The following is a 26,542-nucleotide window of genomic DNA, read 5'->3' on the forward strand; positions in this document are numbered from 1 at the left end:
GCACGGCCGGTCAGCGCGCGAGCGGTCCGCCGAGGAGGCCGAGGACCGGTCCTGCGGTGACGCCGAGGGCGACGGAGGCGGCGGCCGTGGCGTACGCGGTCAGGGCCGCGGGCCGGACGAGCGGCTGAGGAGTTCCCGGCCCGCCGGCGGCGGCGAACGCCGGGCGGATCCAGCGCAGGTAGTAGAAGAGGGACGCCACCGTGTTGGCCGCGGCGAGGACGGCGAGCCAGAGGTAACCGCCGTCGACGGCCGCGGTGAAGACCTCCAGCTTGCCGAGGAAGACGGCGGTGGGCGGGGTGCCCAGGAGGCCGAGCAGGCAGACGGCGAGGCTGAGCGCGAGACCGGGGTGCGCGCGCAGCAGCCCGTGGTAGTCGGCCAGGGTGCGGGCGTGCGGCAGGGCGCAGACGACGGCGAAGGCGCCGAGGTTCGTCACCGCGTAGCCCGCGAGGTAGAACAGCAGCGCCCGCTGGGCCTCGTCGGCACGGGTGGCCACGGCGACGGGCAGGAGCAGGTAGCCGACCTGGCTGACGGTGGAGTAGGCGAGCAGCCGTTTGACGTCGGTCTGGAAGAACGCGGCGAGGTTGCCCAGCGTCATGGACGCGGCGGCGAGCACCGCGACCAGGGCGTCCCAGGGCACCTGGGTGCCGGTGAGCGGCACCGCGGCCAGCCGGTGGAGCGCGGCGAGGGCGCCCACCTTGGGCAGGGTGGTGAGCAGTGCGGCGGCGGGCGGGCTGCTGCCCTCGACGGCGTCGGGCACCCAGAAGTGGCCGGGCACGGCGCCGGTCTTGAAGAGCAGCCCGGCCAGCAGCCCCACGGTGCCCGCGGTCACGAGGGCGGCCGGGGCGCGGGGCAGTTCGCCGGCGAGTGCGGGGTACGCGCTGGCGCGGCCGGCCGCGTACAGCACGGTGATGCCCGCGAGCATGACGACGCCGAGCAGGGCGCCGGTGACGAAGTACTTCAGCGCCGCCTCGGTGCCGGGCGCGTCCTTGCGGAAGCCCGCCAGGGTGTACGAGGGCACGCTCGCCAGCAGGTACGCGGCGGCGAGCAGCAGCAGGTCCTGGGCGCCCGCGAGCATCAGCGCGCCGAGGGCGGCGAGTTGGACGAGGACGTGGAACTCGCTCTCGCGCGCGTCCCCGCGGAACGGGGCGAAGCCGAGCACCAGCACGATGACGGTGCCGGCGAGGATGACGACCCGGCTGGTCGACGTCACGGTGTCGACGGCGAAGGCCCCGTCGAAGGCGGTCATGGGCCCGTCGCCCGCCGCGGCGGCCGCCGCCGCGATCCCCGCCGTACAGGCCGCCACGCCCAGCACGCCGACCAGCCACTGCCGCCGCCGCGGCAGCCAGGCACCGAGCAGCAGGCCGAGCACGGCGGAAGCGGCGAGAAACACCTCGGGCAGCAGGTCGAGTGGGTTTTCGTCCATGCCGTTCGTCGGACCGCTCATCGGGCGACGAGTTCCAGCACGCTGCGCGAGTACGGCTCGATGACGTCCAGGACGAAGCGCGGGAAGAGGCCGAGCACGACGGCGAGGGCCAGCAGCGGGAGGATCGACGCCGCCTCGTGCGCGCGCAGGTCGGGGAACGGCCGCGGGGTGCCGGGCGAGTCGGGCAGCCGCAGCGGGCCGAGGAAGATCCGCTGCAGCGCCCGCACCAGCAGCGCGGCGGTCAGCAGGATGCCGAGCACGGCCAGCGTGGTCGCCACCGGGCGCGGGCCGAGGCTGCCGGCGAGGATCTGGAACTCGGCGATGAACCCCGAGAACCCCGGCAGCCCGAGGGAGGCGAAGACGGCGACGCCGGTGAGCGCGGCGAAGACCGGGGCAGGCGCGGCGACGCCGGAGTAGGCACCCATGGCGTACGTGCGCCCGCGCTCGTAGAGCACGCCGGCGAGCAGGAACAGCGCGCCGGTCAGCAGCCCGTGGCTGACCATCTGGTACGTCGCCCCGGTCACGGCGAGCCGGCGGGCGTCCGCGGTGTCCTCGCTCAGCGCGGCCGCGGCGCCGAGAGCCAGGAGGATGTACCCCATGTGATTGACGGAGGTGTAGGCGATCATGCGCTTGAAGTCCGTCTGCGCCAGGGCCACCAGCGCTCCGTAGAGCACGGAGACGACGCCGACGGCCACGAAGACCGGCGCGTACGTGCGCCACGGCCCCGGCAGCAGCGGCATGGCGATGCGCAGGAACCCGTACGTGCCCATCTTCAGCAGCACCCCGGCAAGGATCGCCGAACCGGCCGCGGGGGCTTCGGTGTGGGCCGGCGGCAGCCAGGTGTGGAACGGCACGGTCGGCGTCTTGACGGCCAGGCCGAGGCCGATCGCCAGCAGCACCAGGGCGCCGTAGCCGGACCGCCCGGCCAGCGGGTTCTCCTCGGCGAGCGCGACGATGTCGAACGTGTGCGGGCTGGCGGCGAGAGAGAGGCCGATGAAGCCGAGGAGCAGGGCGAGCGAGCCGAGAAAGGTGTAGAGGAAGAACTTCTGCGCGGCGCGCGCGGCGCCCGGGTGGCCCCAGCCGGCGATGACGAAGTACATCGCGACGATCGACAGGTCGAAGAAGACGAAGAAGAGGATGAGGTCGAGCGAGGCGAAGAGGCCGAGGCAGGTGGTCTCCAGGAAGAGGAACAGGGCGGCGAACTCCCGCACCCGGCGGGTCTCGCGCAGCGCGTACAGCGCGCAGGCCGGGAAGAGCACGGCGGTCAGGGCCACCAGCGGCAGCGACAGGCCGTCGACGCCGATGTGGTAGCCGATGCCGGCGCTGGGGATCCAGCGGGCGTGCGTCTCGTACTGGATGCCGCCGCCGTGGTCGTAGCCGAGCCACAGGGCGACGGTCAGCGCGAGGACGGCCGCGGAGACGGCGGCCCAGGTGAGGAGGAAGACCCGGCGGTCGGCGGCGCGCGGCACGCACAGCAGCGCGCCGGCCGCGGCGGCGGGGAGGAAGACGATGGCCGTGAGCACGGGGGGCGGTCACCTCACGAGGACGAAGACGGCGGCAAGGACGGTGAAGGCCGCGACGGCCTGGGCGAGATAGGTGTGCACCTGGCCGGTCTGCGGGCGGCGGGCGAGGCGGCCCAGCGCGCGGCTCAGGGCCCCGACGCCCTCGACGGCGCGGTCGACGGCCGTCTCCGCGCCGCGGTCGACGCCGCCGGCGAGCCGGAGGGTGCCGCGGGCGAGGCCGCGGACGCCGCGGTCGAGTACCCGGTCGTCGAAGGCGGCCAGCGCGGCGGCGAGGCGCCGCACGGGGCGTACGAGAACGGCGCGGACCGCGGCCTCCAGGCCGAGCCAGGCGGAGGCGGCGGCGACGACACGCGCGGGCAGGGGGCTGCGGCGGTCGCCCCACGTCCAGGCGGCGGCGGACGCGGCGAGGGCGAGCGCGGCGGACAGCGCGAACTCCCAGGCGTACGGAGCGGCTTCGCCGCGGGCGCCGATCCGGTCGGCGGCGGCGGTACGGGGTCCGGGCAGGGCCAGGACGGCGAGGGCGGCGACGGCGAGGGCCAGCGCGGCGAACGCCAGCGCCTCGGACACGGGGAGGGTGCGGGGGCTACGGTCCGTCGGCCCGGATCCGCCTCCGCCGGCCGCCGTTGCGGTGGTCGGGAGGGGGGCAGGTGCGGGCGGGCGCCATACGTACCACAGGGCCTTGACGGCATAGACCGCCGAGACCACGGCCGCGGCCAGGCCCGCCGCGTACAGCGCCGGGCTGTGCTCCAGCGCCCCGGCCAGCAGCACGTCCTTCGCCGCCCACAGCGACAGCGGCGGCACCCCGGCCAGGCTCAGGGCGGCCGTGGTGAAGGCCGCACCCGCGACCCGGTTCCGCCGGGCGGCGCCGCGCAGCGCGGGCAGCGTGCCGGCGCCGAGCGCGGCCAGCCAGAAGCCGGCCACGAGGAACGCCAGGCTCTTCGCCGCGGCGTGCGCGACGAGTTGCAGAGTGCCGCCGGTGGTCGCGCCCACGCCCGCGGCGAGCACCATGAAGCCGATCTGGGCGCAACTGGACGCGGCGAGGAGCTGCTTGAGGTCCTGCTGCGCCACCGCGACCAGGCCGAGGGCGAGCGCGGTGGCCGCGCCGGTCCAGGCCACGGCGTCGTCGCCCCAGCCGGAGGCGGCGAGCAGCGGCTGCAGCCGCAGCAGCAGATACGCGCCGGCGACGACCATCGTCGCGGAGTGCAGCAGCGCCGAGACGGGGCTCGGGCCCTGCATGGCCCGCGACAGCCAGAAGCTGAACGGCAGTTGGGCGGACTTGCCCAGCGCCGCGACGACGACGCCCGCGGTCAGCAGGTGCAGCCAGGGGGCGGGCACCTCGCGCAACCGGTCGAGCGCAAGACCGGACGCCTGACCGCCCGCGAGGGCCGCACCGGCGGCGAGGTACAGCCCCAGGTCGGCGGCCCGGGTCGTCACGTACGCGACGCCCGCCGCCTCGGCCCGTACCGGATCGCGCCACCGGAAGCCGATCAGCGCCCAGGAAGTGGCGCCCATGAACTCCCAGCCCATCAGCAGCGCCGGCAGGGTCGTGGCGGTGACGGTGACCAGCATGGCGCCGCCGAACAGCAGCATGAGGCCGAAGAAGCGGGCGCGCGGCTGCCCGGCGCCCATGTCGCCGGCGCTGAAGACGAGCACGGCCAGGGTCACGACGGCGACGGTCACCGCCATCAGCCCGGACAGCCCGTGCGCGCCGAGCCCGAACGGCAGCCCCGCCAGCAGCGGCGCCTGCGCCGCCGCCCGGGCGGCGGCGGCGTACACCGCCAGGGCGAGGGTGGCGGCGGAAGCCGCGACGGCGACGGCGGGCGCGTACCGGTCGGCTCCGCGCCCGACCGCGGCGAGCAGCGCACCGGCGGCGAGCGGCACGACGACCAGCGCCCACAGCGCCGCGCTCACCCCTTCAACTCCGCGGCGTCGTCGGTCATGTCGACCTCGCGGGTCCGGAACAGGGCGGTGACCACGGCGAAGCCGATGGCCATCTCCACCGCCATCACGGTGATGGCCAGCACGACGAGCACCTGCCCGTCGGTGGCGGCGGGCGCGACGAAGTGCCAGACCGCGGCGGCGGCGAGGATGACGCCGCCGAGCATCAGCTCCAGGCCCATCATCAGCATCACGACGGACTGCTGCGAGAGGGCGCCGAACAACCCGACGCTGAACAGCGCGGCGGCCACCAGCAGGACCAGCTCCAGCGTCACCGGCGCGCCCCCGGGCGTACGGGATCGGCGGAGCGGCGGGCGCGCAGGTCGTCGCCGAAGCGGTCGTACCGGCCGCGGCCGGTGGCGAGCACGACGGTGGCGACGATGGTGGTGAAGAGGGCCAGGCCCAGCGTCATCATCGTCAGCATGTGCGGGCCCATCAGCGACTCGCCCAGGGCCATCGTCGGGTCGTCGTCGGGCCTTCCGCGCCGCCCCGGCCAGGGAGCGAGCAGGATGCCGGCCGCCAGCAGGGCGAAGACGACTGCGCTGATCGCCGCCGCGCCCCGCTCGTTGTGCAGCATCGACATGGGCAGCAGCCCGGCCGGGTTCATCATGAACATCACCATGAACACGGCCATGATGGACATCTCGATCGTCATCATGAGGATGACGACGACGCCCAGGTAGTCGAGGCCGAGCCGGATGATCAGACCGCCGACGCAGAGCAGGGACAGCAGCAGCGCGTACGTCGCCCGGGCCATGGAGTCGAAGCGGAACACCATCGCCCCGCTCGCCACGGACGTCACGGCGAGCGCCCAGAACACCGCGTCAGCGGGCATGGGTCCGGCCTCCTCTCCTCATCGGTCCCTCATCGGTTCAGGACGACGACGGCGACGACCAGCGCCTGCAGCAGAGTCAGCGGCACGAGCACCGTGAGCGCGAACTCCAGGTAGCGCTCCATGCGCAGCGTCGGCAGCAGCCGGCGCCCGGCCACCAGCAGGCCGAGCACGCCGGCCGTCTTCAGCAGCGTCCACGCCCACGCCGGCAGCCACGGCCCGTACCCGCCGCCGAGGAACAGCGGCACACTGAACCCGGCGGTGACCACCAGCAGCAGCCACCGCCCGGCCAGCAGCACCAGCCGGTCCACGCCCGCGTACTCCGCGGCCGCGCCGCCCGCCGCGTCCCGCCCGAGGGGGTGGTCGAACGGGCCCCAGAAGGCCATCGCCAGCGCGCTCAGCAGGAACACCGCGAACGCCACCGGCATCCACACCGCGAACCACAGCCCCCGCTGGGCCGCCACCACCTCGCCGACCCGCAGCGACTCCGCGCCCAGCGCGGCGGTGGTGAGCGCGAACATGTGCGGCAGCTCGTACGTCAGGCCCTGGGCGAGGAAGCGGTAGCCGCCGATCAGCGAGAGCGCCGAGTTCGGCCCCCAGCCGGCCAGCCACACCGCAGCCCACGCCAGCGCCTCCATCGCGTTGAACCACACCACGCCCACGACCGGATCCGTGACGGCCCGAAACCCCCACGGGAGCACGGCGCCGGCCAGCACGGCGGCGACGGGCACGAGGGTGAGCCCGATGCGGCCGAGCCACGGATCGTTCGCGGTCGTACGCCGCGGCTGCTGGGCCAGAAGCCGCAGCCCCGCACGAAGCGGCGCCGGCGCCGCACGCAGGGGGCGCCCCGATCGGCCGCGCTCCGCCGCCGCGGCCAGCACGGCGTCGAAGCCGGCGACGCACGCCGCCGCGACGGCGAGGGCGAACGGCAGCAGCACGACGGCCCACACGGGCGCGGTGTCAGCCATGGACGGCCACCGCCAGCTCGTCGAGGTCGGGGTCGAGGCTGGCCACGATCACCCGGGCGGACGTGAACTCGGCACCGATCAGCAGGTCGGGCAGGACGTCCAGGAGCGCCTGCGACGGCGGCCGCAGGCCGTCGAGCCGGCCGCGCGGACCCTCCCGGCCGTACGGTCCGAGGGGCCGGGCGTCGTCGGCGTCGGCGGCACAGCGCGCGGCCTCGTCGAGCCAGGTGAGCAGCCGGTCGTACGCGTCACCGTCCGCCGCCAGCGCGGGACCGGTCACCCCGAACCGCCGCGCCCGCGCGGCGGGCAACGCGCCGAGCCCGGCGGTCGACTGCCGCAGCACCCGCGACCGCCGCACCCGCCGCCCGAGCCGCCCCAGGGCGGCAGCCCACTCCCGCACCGGCGCCCCGTCGAGCACGGCGTCGCGCAACCGGCGGGCGCGGGCGGCGGGATCGGGCCATCCGGAGACCGCGAGCAGCCGCGCGACGCTGTCCAGGTGCGCGGCACCACACCGCCGCCGGGCGGCGCCGCGCACGATGTCCTCGCCTCGCGCGGCCCGCAGCCACGGCTCGTCCCAGTACGGCAGCCCGCCCTCGGAGCACGTGGCCGTACGCACTTCGGCGTGCTGTACGACGTCTCCTTGCAGGGCGACGTCGAGCACGAGCCCGGCGGGCCAGTCGGCGAGTCCGGGCCCGAGCGGCAGGTGCAGCCGGTCGAGCCGGAGCCCGTCGCGGTCATCGGCACGTTCGGCCATGGGCAACCCGGCGACGGGGCCGGCGTGAGGGGGATGCGCTTCGTGGGCGTCATGGCCATCGGGGCTGGCATGAGCGTCATGACCGTCGTGAGGGGCGCGGCTCTCGCGACCCCGGTGAGCCTCATGGCCGGGGTCGCCCTCGTGGCCGCTGGGGCCTTCCCGACCACGGTGGCCCCCGTGACCGGCCGCTCCCCCGCCGCCACCGGCGGCAGGCGCCGCCACCGTCCGCAGCAGCCCGTCCAGCGCCGTCCCGACGCTGTCCGCCCCGGCCACGGCGGACCGGGACTTGGGGTACGGGATCTGCCGCCAGAGCGTGTCCACCCACTCCCCGGTCCCGGCGCCGCCCGCCCCGACGACCAGCAGCCCGCTGGCCGCCGCGGGGCTCGCGGCCACCGGCCAGCCACGCTGCCGCAGCCCCGCCTCCACCGCCAGCCGCGTCTCCGTACTCCCGGGGCACACGGCCAGGAGCACGGCGGGATGCCGGGTCCCCAGGCGGCGCAGCGCTTCCCTCAGACCCACCGCAGCGCGCCCTCGCGCTGGGCGTAGACGACGGCCGCGACGAGGATGCCCAGGAAGAGGAACATCTCGACCACGGCCGGCGTGCCCATCTCACTGACCACGCGCACCCACGGGTACATGAAGAGCATCTCCATGTCGAACGCCAGGAAGATCATCGTCACGGGATACCAGCGCACGTGAAACCGGGAGAACGCGTGCTCCTCAGGCGGCAGTCCCCCGCTGAACGGCCCCGGCTCCAGCGCCCCCTGCCCACCCCGCAACCACGCTCCCAGCCCGTGCAGAGCCGCGACCCCGCCGACCACCACGCCGAGCAGCACCGCCACCGGCTCCCATACCGCCACGCCGAGCATCATGCCCGACACACACCGTCACCGCGGGACGCCACGGCCGACAACAGAGGGTGATGCGCCGTCATTTCAACGGATAGGCACAACGGTCGCCGACGGGGCAGCCCTCAGGTCCGGGGCCGGCCCGTGGTGACGTAGGCGTAGCCGAACGTCTCTCCCTCACGGGGTGCCCGGGTCCAGGACCGGGTGGTGAAGGTGCGGAGTCTGCCCTGGTCGAGTGCGAAGCGCGGGAGCGAGAGCCCGAGTTCGGTGTGGAGGGCCGCCAGCACGCGCGCTTCGCGCTCCTGCTCGGTGTCCTCCGGGCGGAAGAGCCGGGCGGGGTCCAGGGCATCGGGTATCGCGCCGGAACGCTCGAACTCCGTACCCCGCGCGGTGAACGCGTAGAGCTCGTCGCCCTGTTCGGCCACCGACAGGTGGAAGGCGGTCGGTTGCTCCTCCGCGGACCGGCTCGTCGGGTCGCGCCAGACCACCACCGCGCGGCCGGCCGCGGAGGCGGCCGTGGCCGGGGACCGGAACCGGCCGTTCAGACGGTGGTGGGAGGTGACTTCGAAGGCGAACGCCCAGGATTCGGCGGTGCGGCCGACGGCGACCACCGCCCGGTCCTCCCAGAGTTCCACGCCCTCCCGCTCGTGGGGCCCGGGTGCGTCCCGGGACGCTCTGCGCGGATCCGTGGGCGCGCTCAGCTCGGCCCCTTCCTCGCCGATCAGCGCGGGCAGGCCGGCGGGGTCGGCCCCCTCGACCCAGACACCGCGGTATCCGTCGTGCGGCTGCGGTTTCGCCGCGCGCTCCGCCAGCCAGGCGAGGCCCGGCGGGTCGAGATCGGGCACCGGCTCGGGGGCGGGTCCGCTCTCTCCGGACCGCGGCGTCGCCAAAATCTCCCGCCCGCGTTCGGGGGTGACCAGCGGCCCCAGGACGGGGTCGGCGAGCAGGCCGATCGGGGCGATCAGCGAGCGCCCCGGCGCCTTCCATGACGGAAGGGCGCCACGCAGCGTCCGCCACGCCTCGTCGGTCATCCCCCAGCGGGCCGCCTCCCGGGCCTCGGCGACGGCCCGCCCCCACGGGCCGGGAGGCGCGTAGAGATGGGTGCCGTCCCGCACCGCGCTCAGCACCGCCTCGGCGGTCTCCCGCTCGACGCCGCGGGCGACCATCATCCCGAGCCAGTGGTCGTCCCCGCCCAGCCGCCATTCGCCGCGTCCCGGTTCCACGGCCTGCACGGGCAGCAATTCCGGCAGGTATCGCGGGTCGGCCACGAGATCGCCGTAATCCCGGGTGCTCCGCGGGGCGCGCACATGGTGGAGCTGGTTCAGCAGGACGGCGCTCCGGGGTCGTCCGTAGGACGACGCTTCTTCGAGCAGGGGCAGCGCCTCCTCGCAGCGCCCGCGCAGCGCCAGCCGGCGGGCCTCTTCGACGCGGGCGTCCTGGGCGCGGGTCGTCGCGTTCACGAAGTCGGCCCGCTCAGCACGGTCGCGGTGGAAATCGCGGTACATGGCCTCCATGTACGCGCGGAACGACGGGTAACGGTCCGGCGGTTCGCCGCTCCAGCCCTTGTGGACGTAGAGCGCCCACTCGCCGTCCCGGCCGGCGTCGCCCGGGTCGAGCAGCGCGTGCGACATGTCGGAGTCCGTCTCCAGCCGCACGGCCCGCCGCCACATCCCGGCCAGCAGCGCGTCCTCCTGGCGCGGCCGGTCGCCCAGGTTCTCCTCGTACAGAGGGCTCAGGTCGTACGGATCCCGGAACCAGTCGATGTCCGCGGCACCCCCGAGCCGATAGACCCCGGCCGTCTCGTCGACGTGCCATCCGTCGCTCACGGCCAGGAACTTCCGGTACGACTCCGGCAGGCGCAGCCCCAACCGCTCCTCGGCCGCGGCGATCACCGCCTCCCCCGCCCCGGCCCGGCCCAGCACGGAGACGGCCTCCTCGCCGCCCTCGTCCTCGTCCTCGTCCTCGTCCTCGTCGGCCCGCGGAACCCACTCCGCCTGCCAACGCCCAAGGAATCCGTGCCAGTCGAAACCCTCGCCGCTCATACCCGGATCGTGCCACCCGGCACTGACAGACCGGCCGCCGGTGTCGACCTGCTCCGTCGCGCTCAGCTCGGGTCGATGTGCAGGGGCGCGGGCTCGATCGCCCAGTCGAGCGCGAAGTCGGCGACCTCTTCCCAGCCGTCCTCGCCGCAGATGTAGTGGCTGCGGCCGGGGAACTTCCGGTACGCGACGATGGCGCCGCCGTGCTTCTCGTTCTTCCGGTAGTTCTCGTGCTGCACGGCCGGCGGCAGGATGCGGTCGTCGCCGCCGGCGATGAACAGCAGGGGCGCCCGGTCGCGGTCGGCGAAGTCGTAGGCCGTCGCGGCGTGCGGCGCGAGGTTGGCGAAGCCGCCCTGGAAGAGGAGCCGGCCGGAGACGGGGACCGCGTAGCGGTCGTAGACGGCCTTCGACTCCTCCTCGCCCAGGTTGTTCGTGAACGCGTGGTGGAACTGCTTCTCGGTCATCGGCACCGCGCGGTTCTTGTTCGCCGGGTTGTGCAGGACCGGGAAGAGGGCCCTGATCTCGCTCACCGGCAGCGCCCGGATCCCCTTGACGGGCGCGCCGTCGATGGACACACCGACCGCGCCGTACCCGGCGCCGAGGAGGAGTTGCACGAAGGTGCCGCCGAACGAGTGGCCGATGAGGGCCGGCTTCGTGTCCAGCGCCGCCACGACCCCGGCCAGGTGTTCGAAGACCTCACGCACTCCGAGCCCCGCCAGCGGCGAGGGGTCACGGCGCAGCGCGTCGACGCCGGCCTCGCCCGGCTCGATCCCCGGGTAGCCGGGCGTGATCACCTTCAGGCCGCGCCGCTCGTACCGGGTGACCCAGTGCTCCCACGACAGGGGCGTCATCCAGAGGCCGTGGATGAGTACGACAGTGTCCGGTGGTGATGCGGTCTGGTCCATCGTCCCGTCCGATCTCTCCGGCAGCGGCGTGTGCGCATGCCTTCGCGCAGCCGGATTCAGACTATTCGGGCATCGTGCCGGGCGGACTCATCGTTGCGCCGCGCGCCGCCGTCACAGGTCGCGGTCGCAGCCGAGGGCGGGGAGGCTGCGCGCGGGTGGGGGGTCAGCCGGTGAGGGCGCGGACGTTGGGGACGGAGCGGACCAGCGCGAGGACGCCGGCCAGGACGACGGCGACACCGGCGCAGGCGGGGAGCAGCCACCAGCCCAGACGGATGCTCTCGCCGAAGAGGAAGACCCCGAGGACGAGACTCACGGTGGCGTCGCCGATGGTGAGGGCCGGCTGGGAGGCGGCGAGGGAACCGGCTTGCAGGGCGTTCTCCAGGAGGAGTACGGCGGAGATCCCGCACAGGATGAAGCCGTAGGTCTGCCAGGTCGTCAGGAAGGCGAGGAGGCCGTCGTGGATCAAGGTGGAGGTGGCGGTCTTGAGCAGAGCGGCCGTCAGGGCGTTGCCCACGGCGGCCGCTGCCCCGAGGATGACGGCGCGTAGCAGGCCGGAGGTGCTGCGGACGCTGATGACGGCCGCGGCGGCCATGGCGCCCAGGCAGGCCGCCAGCGCGGGGATCCAGCGGGTCATCGGCGCCAGGTCCCGTTCCCCGGTCGGGGAGGCGGCGACGAGCGCCAGCGCGAGTCCGGCGACCACGGCGGCCACGGCCCACCACCCTTCTCGGGGCAGGCGGCGGTGCAGCAGGAAGGTACCGATCAGCAGGGCGAAGGGCAGTTCCAGGATGAAGACCGGCTGCACCAGGGACAACGGCCCGTTGGCCAGGGCCACCGCCTGGCTGACGGCCGCCAGGGTGACCGCGGCGATGCCGATGAGCCACGCCGGCTTGCGCGCCAGCGCGAGGAGCAGCCGCAGACCGCCGCCCTGCGGCACGGTGGCGGCGGCTTTGCGCTGGAACGCCGTGCCGGCGGCGTTGCTGGCGGCACCGAGGACGGCGAAGGCCACGGCGAGAACGAGCATGTCGGGTAATCCGCGCGGTAGGTGCCGGCTGCCCTGCCGATCAGGGAGCATCTGCGTCACTACGTCCGGACCGTACCCCCCGGCACCCCCCACGCCCCTCCGGCTCGCCCTGACACCCACCGATCCACCGCTGCACAGCCGTGGGGAACCGGTGGGTGTCGCCCACCGCGGTGGCCGGTGCACACCCTGCGGTGTGGCGCGGCGAACGTCCAGCCTGGTCATGTCCTACGGCAAGCTGGAGAAGTGTCCGATGACGCGGCTTCGTTGCCGTCGATGAAAATCGCCCGCACCTACGGAAATTCAGGCGTCGGGACTTCCACGCCGCGCCTTCCTTCCGGGCTCGCGTTTCCGATCGGTCAGGGCTTTGCCGGGCCTACGCCCACCACCTGGCGCTTCGTGGCCTCCGCCGGGAGCAGGTCCAGCATGGCGTGGGCCAGGTCGGCGCGGGGCAGTGAGGCCGTGGTGGGGACGTTGGAGCCGATGCGGTGGCGGTAGTGGCCTCGGGCGGGGGCGTTGGTCAGGCGGCCCGGGCGCAGTGCCGTCCAGTCCAGGGTGCTGCGGGCCAACTCCTGCTCCATCGCCGCCGAGTCCGTGTACACGTCCCTGAACACGGCCCGTACCAGGGGATAGACGAGCCGCCTGCCGAAGAACCCCTCGTCCGGCGGCGGCGGGCCGACCGGGGCGGCGCTGATGACGACCGCACGGGTCATGCCCGCGGCGGCCGCGGCGCGGATCAGCGCGCGGGCCGCGGCAGCGAGGACACCCGGGCCTCGGCGGGCGGTGGGGCCCAGGCAGGACAGCACCGCGTCGCGGTCACGGCACAGCTCGGCCAGGGGCCCGGGGTCGGTGACGTCCGCGAGGGTGGCGACGTCCAGTCCTTCGCCGGTCACCGGCAGCCGGGCCGGGTCGCGGACCACCGCGGTGACCCGGTGGCCGTCGTCCAGGGCGCGGCGCACCACCAGCCGGCCCGTGGCGCCCGTGGCGCCCAGGACCGTGAGCTTCATCGTTCCGCCTCTTGCGGTGCACGGGTGGGAGATCCCGGCGCGGACGGGTCGGCCGCGCCCTGGTACGGGCGGATCTCCAGCCGCTCGCGTGCCTCCGCCGTCGCCATCCCCGGCAGCAGGTACCGCCACAGCGCCGCCACCCGCTCCGGCAGATCCGCGCGGCCCGTCGTCGCCTGCGAGACCACCTGGATGCCGAAGTACGCGCCCATCAGCATGTGGGCGCACTCCGCCTCGTCGACCTCCTCCAGCAGCTCCGACGCCGCCCGGGCGGCTGCCATCTGGCTGCGGAGGTGGTCGGTCCACAGATGGTGGAGGGTCGCGCCGTCCTTCTCCAGGCCGCTGCGCTCGCACGTCAGCCGCAGACCTGCGCTGAGCACGACGTTGCTGCGGAGTTCGTGGGCGAGGCGCATGGTGAGGTCGATGACCTGCTGCAGCCCGCCGGCCCCCGGAAGGAGCAGCCACTGCTCCGGGGCCTGCTCGGCGAGGACGGCCTTGGCCAGCGCCTGCTTGGACTCGAAGTGGAAGTACAGACCGCCCATGGTGGTGCCCGCGCGCTGCACGATCCGGCTGAGGCTGGCGCTGTCGTAGCCGTATTCGTCGAAGACCTCGGCGGCCACCGTGATGATCGCCTGGCGGGTCCGCATCGCCCGCGCCTGCCGCACTCCCGCCATGGACCTCACCGACTCGACCAGGTGTTCTTCAGAAAGCCGCTCCATGGTAATGGCCGGGAGCGGAGGGGGTCCGTCACCGACCGGTCGGCCGGTGCCGGACGTCCGGCGGCGGTCAGCGGGTGATCCTGAGCACCTCGCCGCCGGTCCCGACCGAGTTGTTGGTCACGTAGATCTCGTCGTCCGGGCCGACGGCGACGCCCGAGGACATCTTCAGCCGGTCGCCGGTCTCGACCGGGGTGACGTCGCCGGTGCCGGTGTCGATCACGTTGATCGCGCCGGGCCCGGGGCCGTCGGCCGCGTAGCCGGCGGTGAGCGTGAGCGCGACGAGGTCGCCGGACTTGTCCAGGGCGAGGTCGCTGACGGCGGTCAGGCCCTCGGCGAACACCACGGGGCGGTGGCCGGGTGCGATCTTCCAGATACGGGCCGCGCCGGGCTTGAGGGCGCCCATGTCGGAGACGTAGACGGTGCCGTCCCGGGTCTCGACGACACCGCCGGGTACGGCCTCGGCGAGCTGGCCGTTCACGGTGGTGCCGGGGAGGACGGCCTCGGCATGTATCGAGCCGAACGCGGAGATGCCCAGCAGGTCGTTGCCCGCCGCGTCCGTCGCCAGGTAGCCGCCCTTGTGGGTCTTGGCCAGCCGCCAGGCGTTGCTCTGCACGGACGAGGGCTCGCTCGGGGTGGACGGCTCGCCGAGCACCCAGTCGGGGTCCATCCGCGTCTCGTAGTCGACAAGGTCGGCGACGGTGCGGCCGGCGGAGTGCCGCAGGGTGCCGAGGTGCTTGCCCTCGGCGCCGAGTGCCGCGCGGAACTCGTTGGTGTCGCCGCCGCCGTTGAGGACGACGTAGCCGAAGGCACCGGGCTCCACGTCGACGGGTCCGGTGGCCGCGACGGGCTGCTGCGGGTCGGCGACGCCGGCGGCCAGGGACGGCAGTCCGCTGACGACGCGGCCCTTCTTCAGGCCGTCGATGCGGTAGATCGAACCGCTGGCGCCGACGCACTGCTTGCCGGCCTCGCAGCCCGCCTTGCCCTTGCCGGACTCGGCGACGAGTATCCGCCCGTGGCGGTCCACGTGCAGCCCGCGCGGGTTGTTCAGCTCACCGGCCACGACCTCGATCGCCGGCTCGGTCGCGTCGGCGACCGCGGGCGCCGGCAGCGTCACCGCGGTGACACCGCCCAGCACGCCGGCGGACAGGACAGCCCTCTTCCACTTCCGGTCCTTGCTCGACATGTCACTCCTTCTTGCCGCACGGCGCGGGCTTGTTATGGGCAATCCGCGACACCATAAACACTGCCGCGGTATGACGTCGTGCGCTGTTCGACTGCGCAGCGGGCGCAGTTGGACAACCCCCGTGTATGCGAGTGGCACTCAAGCCGGGCTCCGTTTTCGTACCGGAATTGGACACATGGCAGTCGGCGGTCCGCTGGCCTACCGTCGGCGAATCCGGGAAAGACGGGAACTCGCCTTACGGAGGAATCCGATGCCACCGCTGCCCCCCGCTCGTGTCGTCCGCTTCATCGAAGGGATTCGCTCCGCGCTGCAGTCACTGACCCGCAAGATGGCGCCGCCGCCGTTCGCGCTGCTGGAGCTGGCGCAGGGCGCCATGGTCTCCCAGGCGATCTACGCGGCCGCGGAACTGCGGGTCGCGGAGGCGCTGGCGGACGGGCCGCTGCCGGTGGGCGGCTCGCCGAGAAGACGGAGACCGACGCCGAGTCGCTGCGCCGGCTGCTGCGCCTCCTCGCGACGTACGGGATCTTCCACGAGCGCAAGGACGGCCGGTTCGAACTCACCCCGATGGCCCGCGCGCTGCTGCCGGACGCGCCGATGTCGATGAACGGCATCGCCCTGCTGATGGGCCACCCCACGCACTGGGAGGACTGGGCGCATTTCGCCGAGGCGGTACGCACCGGAGAGCCGAGCCTGCCGAAGCTCCGCGGCATGGGCGCGTTCGAGTACCTGGAGGAGAATCCCGAGTACGGGGGTGTGTTCATCCGCGGCATGGGCTCGATGTCGGCGACGGAGACCGATCCGCTGCTCGCCGCGTACGACTTCTCCCGCTTCCGGACCGTCGTCGACTTCTGCGGCGGCCGCGGCGACTTCCTCGCCGGGGTGCTGCACAAGTCGCCCAAGGCCCGCGGCGTGCTGTCCGACCCCCGGGTCGGGGAGAACGGCGCGGCCGCCTTCCTGGAGAAGGAGGGCGTCGCCGACCGGTGCACGATCGCGGACGGAGGCCTCTTCGACCCGGTGCCGGAGGGCGGGGATGCGTACGTCCTCAAGCACATCGTGCACGACTGGCCGGAACCCCAGGCCGTGGAGATCCTCACCAACGTGCGGAAGGCGATGAACCCCGGCGGCCGCGTGCTCATCATGGAGATGGTGCTGCCGGACAAGCGCAACGCACCGCACGCGGGCAAGCTCGTCGACCTGTGGCTGATGCTGCTCGTCGGCGGCCGGGAGCGGACCGAGGCGCTGTACGGGGAACTGCTGGCGCAGGCGGGGCTGAAGGTGGAGCGCGTGGTGCAGACGCCGGCGGCCATCTCCGTCGTGGAGGCGAGCCGGATCTGAGCCCGCTCCGGGCGCCGGCGGGGTGCCGGCGCTCATCCCGGCCGCTGCCCGGCCGGCCGGCGGGTGGACGCGACGACCCGGTGCCACAGGTTGCAGAAGCCCGAGGCGAGGACGAGGGTGGCGAGCTGGCTCTCGTCGAAGTGGCGGGCGGCTTCGTGCCAGACGGAGTCGGGCACCGCGTCCGGCCGGTCGCCGAGGCGGGCGGCGCTCTCCGCCAGGAGCAGCGCGGCCCGTTCGGCGTCGCTGTAGTACGGGGTGTCGCGCCAGGCGGCGACGGCGGAGATCCGTTCGGGGGACTCCCCCGCGGCGCGCATCTCGGCGGCGTGCCGGTCGACGTTCCAGCTCGCCCCGTTGACCTGGCTGGTGCGCAGGTAGACGAGCAGCAGGGTGCTCTGGGGGACCCCGGACCGCTTCAGGGCCTCTCCCAGCGCCCGCAGCGCCGGTACGGCACCGGGGACCGCGGCCGTGGGGCTGGCTATTCGCGCGTGCATCTCGCTCCTCGCTGTCGCGCCGGAAGGTCGGGACGGCCGGGCCGGGCGCGCCGAGGCGCTGTCACGTCGGCCGGGTGCCATCCGTCATCTCCATGACGACCGGCAGTGGAAGAGTGTGACGGCGGCGGCGCGCCCGCGGCACCTTCACCCCGGGACGGAGAGCGACGATGAGGTTCCGCACGATGATCGAGCCCGCCGGCAACGCGACCGGGTTCGAGGTGCCGGGCGAGGTGGTCGACGGTTTCGGGGCGGGCCGGCGGCCGCCGGTGGTCGTCGAGATCAACGGCCACTCCTGGCGGACCCGTGTCGCGCCGATGAACGGCCGGTACCTCGTCGCGTCGGACGCGGCCCGGGTTCGTCGCGTCGGCGAGCGGGATCGGCCCCGCGCCCGTGAGCGCGGTGCTCCCGGCGGCGACGCCGACGGCGAGGGCCCCTGCGGCGGGCGACCACGGTCTCCGCCGGCTCTGGACGTGCGTTCCCCGGAACGGGAGCAGCGGCAGTCCAGCCAAGGCCGGCTCGCGTACGGATCGCGCGGCGGCCGGTCCCGGGCAGGGCCCCGGCGCCGTGTCAGCGGCGTGTCAGCGGGCCGTCAGATCGCCCTGGCAGCCTTCGAGTCGGGACAGCGGTCCCGTCCTCGTGCACGGGCCGCGCCGCCGGACCCCGACTGCCACTGGAGGAGTCTGTGCTCATCAATCAGATCGTGCGCACCGGGCGGGCGGACGGCTCCGACACCCTGCTCGCGCTGCGCGAGGCCGTCCGCGACCTGCCGGTCGAGAGGGTGCCCGTGGCCAGTCTGGTGGTCACGTTCAGCCCGCGCGCCGCGGGTGTGGACGCGGGCTACGCGCGGGCGCTCTCCGAGGTGGAGGCGGAGCTGCCGCCCATTCTGGTGCACCGCGGGCGGATGGCCGTGATCGACGGCCGGCACCGGCTGCGGGCCGCCCGGCTCAACGGCGCCGCGTACATCGACACGCGGTTCTTCGACGGCTCGGAGAGCGACGCGCGGCTGCTGGCGGTCGCGATGAACGTGGCGCAGGGGCTGCCCCTGTCGCGGGACGACCGCATCGCCTCCGCGCTGCGCACCCTGACCGCCCGGCCGCAGTGGTCGGACCGCTCCGTGGCGGCCGTCGCCGGACTGTCCGCGCGGACGGTCGCCGAGCTCCGCGGCCGCGCCAAGGGGCAGCCGCACGACGCGCCCCGGATCGGGCTCGACGGCAGGCGCCGGCCGTTCCGTTCCGCGCCGGGCCGGGAACTGGCGGCGCGGCTGCTCGGCGAGGAGCCGGGGGCGTCGCTGCGGTCGATCGCCCGGCGCGCCGGGATCTCGCCGGCGACCGTCGCCGACGTACGCGACCGGCTGCGCCGCGGCGACGACCCCGTACCGGTGGGGCAGCGGGAGCCGCCCGCGGCCCAGCAGCCGGCCCGCGAGCCGGCGCCGCCGCCGGTGCCGGCGCTGTCGCCCGGGGAGCTGTTCGTCATCTTCGACTCGCTGTGCCGCGACCCGTCGCTGCGGATGACGGAGACGGGCCGTACGGTCCTGCGCATGCTCGACGCCTGCCATCTCATCGCGCGGGACCGCGAGAAGATCACCGTGAACCTGCCGCCGCACTGCAAGGAGCAACTCGCCGAGCTGCTGCGGGGCTACGCCGGCCTGTGGCGCGACCTGGCGGGCGAGCTGGGCGCGGGCCGTGAAGCGGGGGCGGTCGGCGCCGTACGCTGACCGCCCCCGAAAGCCCCGACGGCACGCGCCGCCCGGCGCGTGCCGTCACGCGTGGCCCAGCTTGAACCCCACCCCGCGGACGGTCACCACCCAGCCGCTGCCGCCGAGCTTGCCGCGCAGGCTGCTGACGTGCGTGTCGACCGTGCGCCGCGACCACGAGTCGCCCCAGACCCGCTGCAGGAGCTGCTTGCGCGGGATGACCGTGTCCGGGTGGGACGCGAGCAGGCACAGCAGGTCGAACTCCTTGCGGGTGAGCGCGACCTCCGTACCGCCGACGGTGACCTCGCGGGAGCCGACGTCGATGCGCAGCCTGCCGTGCCGGATGTGCCGGCCGGTCGCGGGCTGCTGCCACCGGGAGCGGCGCAGCACCGCTTCGATGCGGGCCATCAGCTCGCGCATCCCGTACGGCTTGGTGACGTAGTCGTCCGCGCCGGCCTGGAGCCCGAGCACGCAGTCGAGTTCGGATTCCCGGCCCGTGACGATGATGATGGGCACGTGGCTCACCGCGCGGATGCCCCGGCACACCTCCAGGCCGTCGAGGTCGGGGAGTTCGAGGTCGAGGAGCACCATCTCCGTGTCCTGGTGCGCCCGCAGCGCGGCGCCGCCCTGCTTCGCCCCCACCGGCTCGTGCCCGTAGCGGCGGAGCTGGGCCATCAGCGACTCGCCCGTGTCGGGGTCCCCGTCGACCACCAGGATGCGCCGGCCCGCTGGCCCCGCGGCCGGCGCGGCTCCCCCGGCTCCCGCGCCGGAAGGCCCGGCGTCCGTCGGGCCCCCGGGCGCGGTGGGCCGGGTCACCGGCGGGCGTAGGTCGGGCAGCACCTGCGACGTCATCTGAGTCATGCCTCCCCCGTGTGGTGTGCTCGGCGGGTGGGTCGGACGGGCCGCGGGCGCGGCGCCGCACGCGGTGGTTACGTGCTGCGCACCCATGCGGAGTCGTGCCTGGTGAAGCCGATGTGCGGGTAGTAGTCCCGGGCGGCGGGCGCGGACAGCAGGACGAGCTTGGCCGCCGGGGCCTCCGCCATGGTGGCGTCGATGAGCGCGCGGCCCACGCCGGAGCGCTGGTGGGCGCGGACGACGGCGATGTCGGAGAGGTACGTGACGTAGGCGAAGTCGGAGACGCTGCGCGCGAGGCCGATGAGCGCGCCTTCCTCGTCGCGCGCGACGACCACGAGGTTGGCCTCGCGCACCATCGTGGCCATCCGCGCCCGGTCGTCGACCGGGCGCCGCTCGCCGAGCCCGGAGTCCCGGTAGACCGCCAGTACGTCGTCGAGGTCCAGCGAGGCGCCGGCGGCGCGTTCAGTCTTCCAGTGCACCGAGCTTCTCCAATCGGTCGCGGATCAGGTCGTGACGGGTCAGGAAGCGCTCCGGGCGCAGCTCGCCGACGGTGATGCCCTCGCCGGCCAGGGTGTCGCCGAAGTGTTCCCCGGTGGCCACCGTACGGTCGGCGGCCCGCTGCACGGCGCGGTACGCGCGCTCGCGCTCGGCGCCGTCGTCGGTCAGCAGCTCGGCGAGGACCGCGGAGCTGTGCACGAGGCCGGCGGTCTGGTCGATGTGGGCGCGCATCCGCTCGGGGTGCACCCTCAGTGAGGCGACGAGCTCGGCGGCCTTCGTCGCCTGGAAGTGCGCCACGGTCAGGCTGTCGGGCAGGATCACCCGCTCGACGGACTGGTGGGCGAGGTCCCGCTCGTGCCAGAGCGGGACGTTCTCCAGGGCGGCGGTGGCGTGGCCGCGCAGCAGCCGCGCGAGGCCGCACAGCCGCTCGCTGGTGGTCGGGTTGCGCTTGTGCGGCATGGCGCTGGAGCCCTGGTACGCCGCGGACCTGCCCTCCTCCACCTCCGCGACTTCGGTGCGCTGCAGCAGCCGCAGCTCCAGGGCGAGTTGCTCCACGCAGGCGCCGAGGGCGGCGACGGCCTGGAGCAACTGGGCGTGCCGGTCGCGGGCGACGACCTGGCTGGGGCAGTCCTCCACACCGAGCCCGAGGGCCGCGCAGACGTGCGCCTCCACCGCCGGGTCGATGAGCGCGTACGTACCGACGGAGCCCGAGATCGTGCCGACCGCCACCGCGTCACGCGCCGCCGCCAGCCGGCGCAGCGAGCGGTCCACGCCGAAGGCGAAGCCGGCCAGCTTGTGCCCGAAGGTGGTGGGCTCGGCGTGCACCCCGTGGGTGCGGCCGATCATCGCCGTGTCCCAGTGCTCCAGCGCACGGCCGACGAGCGTGCGCCGCAGCTCCCGGGCGGCTCCGGTCAGCAGGTCGCAGGCGACGGCCAGAGTGTGGCCGAGCGCGGTGTCCACCAGGTCGTAGCTGGTCATGCCGAGGTGCACCCAGCGGGCCGAGGCGTCGGGCAGTGCCTCGCAGTAGGCGGCGAGGAAGGAGAGCACCTCGTGGTCGCGCTCCTGCTCCAGCTCCGCGACCCGCGCGGCGGCGGGCACCGGCGCCCGGCGCATGTCCTCGACCACCCCGGCGGGGACGCGGCCGAGCCGAGCCTGCGCCTCGGAGGCGAGGATCTCGACCCGCACCCAGGTCTCGTACCGTGCCTGATCGGAGAAGAGCCGCCCCATGTCCGGCAGCGTGTAGCGAGGAATCATCTGTCACCCGTCCCGTCGTCGTGCGCCCCGGTTTCCGTGCGCCTCGGATTCAGTACGCCTCGAAGTACTCGCGCTGCTCCCAGTCGGTGACCTCGCCGGCCGGCGCCCCGGTCGCCGCGCACCACGTCTCGAAGCGGTCGAGTTCGCTCTCCTTCAGCCGCGTGAGACAGGCCGTCAGCGGGGCGCCGAGCAACTGCTCCGCCCGGCCCGCGCGGAACGCCTCGAACGACTCGCGCAGCGACTGCGGCACGAGGTCGGCGCCGGGGTCCGCGGGCGTGCCGTCGGCGCCGGCGCCCTCAAGCCCGGCCAGTCCGGCGAAGAGCTGCGCGGCAATGTTCAGGTGCGGGTTGGCGCACGGCTCGCCCATGCGGTTCTCGATGCGGGCGTTGGCACCGCCGCCGGCCACCCGCAGCATCGCGGTGCGGTCCTCCACGCTCAGCCCGATCCGCGTCGGGGCCAGGGTGTGGGCGGAGGCAAGGCGCCGGTAGCCGTTGACGGTGGGCACCGAGAGCAGGAACAGCTCCCGCGCCCAGGACAGCAGGCCGTCGGTGTACGCCTTGCCCTCCGGGGACAGCCCGCCGGAGAGCCCCTCGGCGCCGAACAGGTTGCGGCCGGTGGCCGACTCCCGTAGCGACTGGTGCAGATGCCAGCCGCTGGGGTCGAAGGAGGCCAGCTTCGGCAGCGACATGAACGAGGCGTGGTAGCCGCGGCGGGCGGCCAGCCGCTTGGTGACCGTACGGAACAGCAGCATGGCGTCGGCGGTGTCGAGCGGCGACATCGGGGCGAACGTCGTCTCGACCTGGCCGGGTCCCGACTCGTGCTCCATCGAGCGCAGCGGCAGGCCGAGCGCGGTGAGGCACTGCGCCAGCGGGTCGGCGACGGCGGCGACGGAGTCGTAGCGGACGTCCAGGTTGAACTGGTAGCCCGCGTTGACTGCCGCGACCCGCGGCGCCCGGCCCTGGGTGCCGAAGCCGTTGCCCTCGTTGCCCGGCTCGTCGTCGAGCCGCCGGGTGAGGTACCACTCCACCTCCAGCCCGAGGAGCGGGTCGAGGCCGCGTGCCGCGTACCGCTTCTCGACGGCGCGCAGCACGGCGCGGGACGACAGCGGGTGCGGGCTGCCCTCGCGCAGGTACTCGTCGCCGATGACCCAGGCGGTGCGCGGCTCGGAGCCGGGCAGCACCTGGAACGTCAGCGGGTCGGGCACGAGGATGAAGTTCCCGGCGCCCGCGATCTCCTCGACGCCGATGCCGGGGTCGCCGAGGAAGTCGACGGCGACGGCGTGCCCGGTGTCGAAGAGGAACGGGCCGGGGCTGAAGTTCATACCGTGGCGGAGCACGGAGCGGAACGCCGACGCGGTCAGGGTCTTGGACCGGACGAGCCCGTGCGGGTCGCCGTAGCAGAGGCGGACCAGTTCGAGCTGGCCCAGCTCGGCCTCGATGCGTTCGGCGACGGCGCGCTGCTCGTCGGTCCACAGGTCGTGGTCGGCGACGAACGACGGCCGCCCCACGCTCTCCTCGCCCGACGGCGAGCGCCACTTTCTGGAGTACACGGTTCAGATCCTCTCGACGACGGGCAGGGCGGCGGGGGCGGGTGGCGGCTGCGCCGCCCACGGGGCCGGCAGCACGCCGAGGTCGGTCTCCAGCCGCGCGGCGGTCGCGAGCACCAGCGCGTCGGCGCCCACGGGCCCGACCACCTGTACCCCGGCGGGCAGCCCGGCGGGGGTGAGACCCGCCGGGACGGAGACGGCCGGCTGGCCGGTCATGTTGAACGGGTAGGTGGCCGGGGACCAGGCGAGCCACAGCAGGTCGCGCGGGTCGGCGGCCCACGCGGGCGCGATGGCACCGGCGTCGAACGGCTCGACGGGCACGGTGGCCATCGCCAGAACGTCGTAGCGGTCCATCACCGACCGCAGCTTCGTCCGCAGCGCGTGGCGCACCTCCTCGGCCCGGATCACCGCGGTGCCGCTGAGGGTGCGGCCGTGCCGGACCACCTCCAGGCGGCCCGGGTCGCACAGTTCCTCGTCCTCCGGACCGGTGGTGGCCGCCTCGGCGACGGCGAGGATGTCGACCAGCGCCGGATACAGCCCGTCGCAGCGCACCTCGATCCGCTCCACCCGGTGCCCGCGGCCGGCGAACGCCGCCAGCGCCCGCTCGGTGACCTCGCGGACGCCGGCGCCGGTCCGCTCGTACTCCACCCAGCCGACGCGCAGGCGCCGCGCGCCGCGCTCCGGGTCGAGGGAGCCGAGGGCGGAGTCCGGGTCGTACGGGTGCGGGCCGGCGGCGACGGCGGCCAGGGCGGCGGCGTCCTCGACGCGGCGGGCCAGCGTGCCCTGGTGCGACAGCCGCTCGATGCTGCCGGGGACGTAGGGGATGCGGCCGTAGGAGGGCTTGTAGCCGACGACGCCGCAGAACGCCGCGGGGATACGGACCGAGCCCGCGCCGTCCGTGCCGAGCGCACCGTCGCACAGCCCGGTCGCCACCGCCGCGGCGGCGCCGCCGCTGGAGCCGCCCGCGGTGCGCCGGGGGTCGTACGGATTGCGCACGGGCGGGCCGGTGCGGCCCACGGTGCTCGCGCTCCAGCCGTACTCCGACGTCGCGGTCTTGCCGACGACGACCGCGCCGGCCGCGCGCAGCCGCGCCACGGCGGGCGTGTCCTCCGGCGGGCGGGTGTTGGGGAGGAGCGAGCCGCGGCCGGTGGGCAGGTCGCCGGTCTGCAGCAGGTCCTTCACGGAGACGGTCACCCCGAGCAGGGGCCGCTCCCGCCAGGCGGCGGCGCCCCGTTCGCGGATCAGCGCGTCCGCCTTGCGGGCCGCGCGCAGCGCGCCCTCGCCCGCGACGGCGACGTACGCGCCGCTGCTGTCGGCGTGGATGGCGTCCAGCACGGTCCGTACGTGCCGCTCCGCGGTGAGTTCGCGGGTGACCAGCAGTTCCCTGAGCCGGGCGGGCCCGGAAGCGGGCCCCGCGCTCTGCCCCGCCGTCACGAGCGACCGGTCGCTCTGCCGGCGCCCCCGGCGGTCCGGGCGGCGGCGGAGGGCCCCGCGATCGCGGCCCGGTGCCAGGCGGAGTCGAACGCCGTGACCTCCACCGGCTCCCCGGCGGCGGCCAGTTCGGCGGCGAGCCCGGTCACCCGGCCGACGAGATCGGACACCCGGTGCGCGGCGAGCAGGTCCTGCTCGTCGAAGGGGGTGCCGTCGCAGCGCAGCAGCCGCAGGTCCACGAACCCGTTGAACCGCCGCCCCGCGACCTCGACGGCCTGCGGCGAACGGATGGAGAAGCGGACCTTGTTGGTGACATGGCCGTGGTGGTGCTGGTCGGAGAAGAACGCGACGTCGGGGATGGTGGGCGGCACGAAGTGGTCGCGGGCCAGGACCTCCCCGGTACGCGGCAGGTTGCCCGCGATGAAGTGCCAGGAGTTGTACTGCATGCGCGACGACATCGCCCACGCCGCGTCGGCCATCGCGGTGGCCGAGTCGCCGAAGTGCCGGCGCGCCTCCGGCGCGGGCACCACGCAGCAGAAGTACCTGGTGATGTCCCAGCCGCAGATCTCCGCCCAGTCCTCCGCCCGCAGCCGTGCGACGAGCGTGGGCAGCGACCGCATCCCGCGGCTCATCGCGAAGTCCGTACGGAACACCTCCGCGCTCGCCGCGACGGTCTCGTACACCAGCGACTCCAGGCCGCTGCCGAACGCGCCGTGCGGCCGCGCCAGCCACTCCGGCGCCTCGGCGGCGGCGTGCGCCAGCGCCTCGAAGGTGCCGCCGGCGAGCGGCAGCCGCTCGGTGAGGCGGGCGCAGATGTCCTCCTCGTAGCGCCGTGCCCGCTCCGCCGGCGGGGCGGCGACGCGCTCGATCTTGTGCATGAGGGCGCCGTGGATCTCGCGGTAGAGCTGGACCCGGCCGGGGAACGCCTTGCGGACGGTGCCGAGCGTCGTGGCGAGCGTGTCGAGCGCCGCGACGTCCGGTGCCGCGGCGGGCGGGATGGAGTGGCCGCCGGGGGCGGCGGCGTAGCCGCACCTGACCCGCTCCAGCATGGCGGCGACGTGGTCGAGGCTGAGCTGCGTGCCGTTGGCCTCCTCGACCCGGCCGGGTCCGGCCGAGCGGATGAGGAGGACGAGGCAGACCAGGAGCTGTACGTCGTGGTCGGACCAGAGCACGAGCGGCAGGCCCCGCAGGCTGCTCAGCGCGCAGTCGGGGTGTCCGGGGAAGAGGGTCTTGCCGGTGATGTTGTTCTGGTCGCGGAAGTTCGTGTACTGCTTCTCCTCCTGGTACAGGACGAACGGCGCCGTGCGCAGGGCCGCTTCCGTGGCCAGGTCGAGCAGGTCGTCGCGGCCCGCCTCGCCCTGCTCCGCGAGCCAGGCGCGGCAGTGCGCGACCGCGTCGGCGCGCCGGGCGGTGGCGGCGTCCAGCTCGCGCTGGTAGCTCCGCACGGCCCGGCGGGACCACGGCACCCGCAGGGAGCCGCCGACCAGGTCCTGCTGGCGCAGCGGGGGCTGCGAGGGGGCCCGTACGACCACCCGGCCGCTGCGGGAGAGCGCCAACTCGCCGGTGAAGACCGGCTCGTCGTCCGCGTCCGGGTCCGCCGCGTCATCACCGGTCCGGTCCACAGCGGTCTCGCCCGTACGCCAGGTGAGGCCCCACAACGCCCGGAACGCGGCCTCCTCGGCGGTGCCGAGCGCCCGCAACTGCACCTCGGCGGGCACGTGTCCGTCGAGGGTGAGCAGGAGGCCGGCCGCGGCGCGCGGGCCTTCGGCCTGCCGCGCCCGCTCCCAGGCGCGCTCCAGCAGCCCGGTGAAACCGGCGCCCGGCTCCCGCTCGCGGTCGGGCTTGGGCGTGGCGCCGGCCGGGCTGCCGAGGCGGCTGGGGCGGCGGCTGATGCGCTTGCGGGCGTTGGCGGCCCGGCGCGTTTCGCGCGACCCGTCGCGGGGCGCGGGGGCGGTCACGGGGCGCTCACCGGGGTCACCTCGATGTGACTCCACATCGAGTCGTCCGTCGGCGCCCAGTCCTCGTCGACGTAGATGCAGTCGACCGGGCACTCCAGTACGCACACGGGGCAGCCGGAGCACAGCTCCGGGACGATCACGACGTCGAGGCCGCGGTCGAAGATGGCGCCGAACTCCTCGGGGCAGCTCCGCAGGCAGCTGTCGCAGGTGATGCACTCCGACGTCTCGATACGCCGCGGGGGCTTCTTCCAGTTGGCGGCGCGGGACCGCGTGGAGATCCGCTCGGTGCGCTCGGCGTCGGCGGCCGGTGCGTTGTCGTCGTTCACGGGT

Annotated in this window: 24 protein-coding genes; 2 read left to right on the forward strand and 22 right to left on the reverse strand. The window is 74.5% G+C overall.

Annotation, left to right across the window (positions count from 1 at the left end):
* Positions 1 to 10: 10 nt before the first annotated feature.
* From ABGA99_RS14020 to ABGA99_RS14085, 14 genes are all read right to left on the reverse strand, one after another.
* A complete protein-coding gene (locus ABGA99_RS14020; protein ID WP_347582740.1) occupies positions 11 to 1,444 on the reverse strand; it encodes an NADH-quinone oxidoreductase subunit N in 1,434 nt (477 codons plus the stop codon).
* Entirely contained in the window at positions 1,441 to 2,946 is a 1,506-nt protein-coding gene (locus ABGA99_RS14025; RefSeq protein WP_347582741.1) for an NADH-quinone oxidoreductase subunit M, read from the reverse strand. The genes ABGA99_RS14020 and ABGA99_RS14025 overlap by 4 nt, the downstream gene beginning before the upstream one ends.
* A gap of 9 nt (positions 2,947 to 2,955) precedes the next feature.
* The gene (locus ABGA99_RS14030) at positions 2,956 to 4,857 is read right to left on the reverse strand and encodes a proton-conducting transporter membrane subunit (protein WP_347582742.1); all 1,902 of its coding nucleotides are present in this window, start codon (positions 4,855 to 4,857) and stop codon (positions 2,956 to 2,958) included.
* Entirely contained in the window at positions 4,854 to 5,159 is a 306-nt protein-coding gene (gene nuoK, locus ABGA99_RS14035) for an NADH-quinone oxidoreductase subunit NuoK (protein ID WP_347577524.1), read from the reverse strand. The genes ABGA99_RS14030 and nuoK overlap by 4 nt, the downstream gene beginning before the upstream one ends.
* On the reverse strand, positions 5,156 to 5,719 hold the full coding sequence (locus tag ABGA99_RS14040; RefSeq protein ID WP_347577525.1) for an NADH-quinone oxidoreductase subunit J: 564 nt from the start codon (positions 5,717 to 5,719) through the stop codon (positions 5,156 to 5,158). The genes nuoK and ABGA99_RS14040 overlap by 4 nt, the downstream gene beginning before the upstream one ends.
* Positions 5,720 to 5,748: 29 nt before the next feature.
* Positions 5,749 to 6,684 carry an NADH-quinone oxidoreductase subunit H gene (locus ABGA99_RS14045; RefSeq protein ID WP_347577526.1) on the reverse strand — a complete coding sequence of 312 codons (936 nt, stop codon included), beginning with the start codon at positions 6,682 to 6,684 and terminating at the stop codon, positions 5,749 to 5,751.
* Positions 6,677 to 7,954: a hypothetical protein gene (locus tag ABGA99_RS14050; protein ID WP_347577527.1), complete on the reverse strand. Its 1,278-nt coding sequence runs from the start codon at positions 7,952 to 7,954 to the stop codon at positions 6,677 to 6,679. Before ABGA99_RS14050 ends, ABGA99_RS14045 begins: the two co-directional genes overlap by 8 nt.
* Positions 7,945 to 8,307: an NADH-quinone oxidoreductase subunit A gene (locus ABGA99_RS14055; RefSeq protein ID WP_347577582.1), complete on the reverse strand. Its 363-nt coding sequence runs from the start codon at positions 8,305 to 8,307 to the stop codon at positions 7,945 to 7,947. Before ABGA99_RS14055 ends, ABGA99_RS14050 begins: the two co-directional genes overlap by 10 nt.
* A 101-nt stretch (positions 8,308 to 8,408) precedes the next feature.
* Positions 8,409 to 10,325 (reverse strand): SMI1/KNR4 family protein, encoded by a 1,917-nt coding sequence (locus ABGA99_RS14060; protein ID WP_347582743.1) that lies wholly within the window; start codon positions 10,323 to 10,325, stop codon positions 8,409 to 8,411.
* A gap of 62 nt (positions 10,326 to 10,387) precedes the next feature.
* On the reverse strand, positions 10,388 to 11,227 hold the full coding sequence (locus tag ABGA99_RS14065) for an alpha/beta hydrolase (protein WP_347577529.1): 840 nt from the start codon (positions 11,225 to 11,227) through the stop codon (positions 10,388 to 10,390).
* A 163-nt stretch (positions 11,228 to 11,390) separates the two neighbouring features.
* Complete coding sequence (locus ABGA99_RS14070; RefSeq protein ID WP_347577530.1) at positions 11,391 to 12,248, reverse strand: DMT family transporter; 858 nt, start codon at positions 12,246 to 12,248, stop codon at positions 11,391 to 11,393.
* Between the two features lie 356 nt (positions 12,249 to 12,604).
* Positions 12,605 to 13,252, reverse strand: a complete 648-nt coding sequence (locus tag ABGA99_RS14075) for an NAD(P)H-binding protein (protein ID WP_347582744.1) — start codon at positions 13,250 to 13,252, stop codon at positions 12,605 to 12,607.
* Entirely contained in the window at positions 13,249 to 13,968 is a 720-nt protein-coding gene (locus ABGA99_RS14080; RefSeq protein ID WP_347582745.1) for a ScbR family autoregulator-binding transcription factor, read from the reverse strand. The genes ABGA99_RS14075 and ABGA99_RS14080 overlap by 4 nt, the downstream gene beginning before the upstream one ends.
* 67 nt (positions 13,969 to 14,035) lie before the next feature.
* Positions 14,036 to 15,151 carry a ScyD/ScyE family protein gene (locus ABGA99_RS14085; RefSeq protein WP_347577533.1) on the reverse strand — a complete coding sequence of 372 codons (1,116 nt, stop codon included), beginning with the start codon at positions 15,149 to 15,151 and terminating at the stop codon, positions 14,036 to 14,038.
* Between the two features lie 564 nt (positions 15,152 to 15,715).
* On the opposite strand from ABGA99_RS14085, the gene ABGA99_RS14090 reads away from it, so the two are divergent.
* Positions 15,716 to 16,486: a methyltransferase gene (locus tag ABGA99_RS14090; RefSeq protein WP_347582746.1), complete on the forward strand. Its 771-nt coding sequence runs from the start codon at positions 15,716 to 15,718 to the stop codon at positions 16,484 to 16,486.
* A gap of 32 nt (positions 16,487 to 16,518) precedes the next feature.
* Here ABGA99_RS14090 and ABGA99_RS14095 read toward each other — a convergent pair whose 3' ends face one another.
* Positions 16,519 to 16,977: a carboxymuconolactone decarboxylase family protein gene (locus ABGA99_RS14095; protein ID WP_347582747.1), complete on the reverse strand. Its 459-nt coding sequence runs from the start codon at positions 16,975 to 16,977 to the stop codon at positions 16,519 to 16,521.
* 682 nt (positions 16,978 to 17,659) lie between these two features.
* On the opposite strand from ABGA99_RS14095, the gene ABGA99_RS14100 reads away from it, so the two are divergent.
* Entirely contained in the window at positions 17,660 to 18,691 is a 1,032-nt protein-coding gene (locus tag ABGA99_RS14100) for a ParB N-terminal domain-containing protein (RefSeq protein WP_347577536.1), read from the forward strand.
* Positions 18,692 to 18,736: 45 nt separating this feature from the next.
* On the opposite strand, the gene ABGA99_RS14105 is transcribed toward ABGA99_RS14100, so the two are convergent.
* From ABGA99_RS14105 to ABGA99_RS14135, 7 genes are all read right to left on the reverse strand, one after another.
* Positions 18,737 to 19,531, reverse strand: coding sequence for a response regulator transcription factor (locus ABGA99_RS14105; RefSeq protein WP_347582748.1), 795 nt, complete (start codon positions 19,529 to 19,531; stop codon positions 18,737 to 18,739).
* A 68-nt stretch (positions 19,532 to 19,599) separates the two neighbouring features.
* The gene (locus ABGA99_RS14110; protein WP_347577538.1) at positions 19,600 to 20,004 is read right to left on the reverse strand and encodes a GNAT family N-acetyltransferase; all 405 of its coding nucleotides are present in this window, start codon (positions 20,002 to 20,004) and stop codon (positions 19,600 to 19,602) included.
* Entirely contained in the window at positions 19,988 to 21,277 is a 1,290-nt protein-coding gene (purB, locus tag ABGA99_RS14115; protein WP_347577539.1) for an adenylosuccinate lyase, read from the reverse strand. The genes ABGA99_RS14110 and purB overlap by 17 nt, the downstream gene beginning before the upstream one ends.
* A gap of 49 nt (positions 21,278 to 21,326) precedes the next feature.
* Positions 21,327 to 22,826 (reverse strand): glutamine synthetase family protein, encoded by a 1,500-nt coding sequence (locus ABGA99_RS14120; protein WP_347577540.1) that lies wholly within the window; start codon positions 22,824 to 22,826, stop codon positions 21,327 to 21,329.
* Positions 22,827 to 22,829: 3 nt separating this feature from the next.
* Positions 22,830 to 24,257, reverse strand: coding sequence for an amidase (locus tag ABGA99_RS14125; protein ID WP_347577541.1), 1,428 nt, complete (start codon positions 24,255 to 24,257; stop codon positions 22,830 to 22,832).
* Positions 24,254 to 26,212: a hypothetical protein gene (locus ABGA99_RS14130; RefSeq protein WP_347582749.1), complete on the reverse strand. Its 1,959-nt coding sequence runs from the start codon at positions 26,210 to 26,212 to the stop codon at positions 24,254 to 24,256. Before ABGA99_RS14130 ends, ABGA99_RS14125 begins: the two co-directional genes overlap by 4 nt.
* Entirely contained in the window at positions 26,209 to 26,538 is a 330-nt protein-coding gene (locus ABGA99_RS14135) for a 4Fe-4S dicluster-binding protein (RefSeq protein ID WP_347577543.1), read from the reverse strand. Before ABGA99_RS14135 ends, ABGA99_RS14130 begins: the two co-directional genes overlap by 4 nt.
* Between the last annotated feature and the right edge of the window lie 4 nt (positions 26,539 to 26,542).

This window comes from Streptomyces sp. B5E4, assembly GCF_039871555.1.
In the GTDB taxonomy this organism is placed as follows: domain Bacteria; phylum Actinomycetota; class Actinomycetes; order Streptomycetales; family Streptomycetaceae; genus Streptomyces.

What these genes read in the sequence shown, in the direction of transcription:
- ABGA99_RS14020 (WP_347582740.1), bottom strand. Translation starts at nt 1,444, where the DNA reads ATGAGCGGTCCGACGAACGGCATGGACGAAAACCCACTCGACCTGCTG.
- ABGA99_RS14040 (WP_347577525.1), bottom strand. Translation starts at nt 5,719, where the DNA reads ATGCCCGCTGACGCGGTGTTCTGGGCGCTCGCCGTGACGTCCGTGGCG.
- ABGA99_RS14045 (WP_347577526.1), bottom strand. Translation starts at nt 6,684, where the DNA reads ATGGCTGACACCGCGCCCGTGTGGGCCGTCGTGCTGCTGCCGTTCGCC.
- ABGA99_RS14055 (WP_347577582.1), bottom strand. Translation starts at nt 8,307, where the DNA reads ATGATGCTCGGCGTGGCGGTATGGGAGCCGGTGGCGGTGCTGCTCGGC.
- ABGA99_RS14060 (WP_347582743.1), bottom strand. Translation starts at nt 10,325, where the DNA reads ATGAGCGGCGAGGGTTTCGACTGGCACGGATTCCTTGGGCGTTGGCAG.
- ABGA99_RS14065 (WP_347577529.1), bottom strand. Translation starts at nt 11,227, where the DNA reads ATGGACCAGACCGCATCACCACCGGACACTGTCGTACTCATCCACGGC.
- ABGA99_RS14070 (WP_347577530.1), bottom strand. Translation starts at nt 12,248, where the DNA reads ATGCTCGTTCTCGCCGTGGCCTTCGCCGTCCTCGGTGCCGCCAGCAAC.
- ABGA99_RS14075 (WP_347582744.1), bottom strand. Translation starts at nt 13,252, where the DNA reads ATGAAGCTCACGGTCCTGGGCGCCACGGGCGCCACGGGCCGGCTGGTG.
- ABGA99_RS14080 (WP_347582745.1), bottom strand. Translation starts at nt 13,968, where the DNA reads ATGGAGCGGCTTTCTGAAGAACACCTGGTCGAGTCGGTGAGGTCCATG.
- ABGA99_RS14085 (WP_347577533.1), bottom strand. Translation starts at nt 15,151, where the DNA reads ATGTCGAGCAAGGACCGGAAGTGGAAGAGGGCTGTCCTGTCCGCCGGC.
- ABGA99_RS14090 (WP_347582746.1), top strand. Translation starts at nt 15,716, where the DNA reads ATGGCCCGCGCGCTGCTGCCGGACGCGCCGATGTCGATGAACGGCATC.
- ABGA99_RS14095 (WP_347582747.1), bottom strand. Translation starts at nt 16,977, where the DNA reads ATGCACGCGCGAATAGCCAGCCCCACGGCCGCGGTCCCCGGTGCCGTA.
- ABGA99_RS14105 (WP_347582748.1), bottom strand. Translation starts at nt 19,531, where the DNA reads ATGACTCAGATGACGTCGCAGGTGCTGCCCGACCTACGCCCGCCGGTG.
- purB (WP_347577539.1), bottom strand. Translation starts at nt 21,277, where the DNA reads ATGATTCCTCGCTACACGCTGCCGGACATGGGGCGGCTCTTCTCCGAT.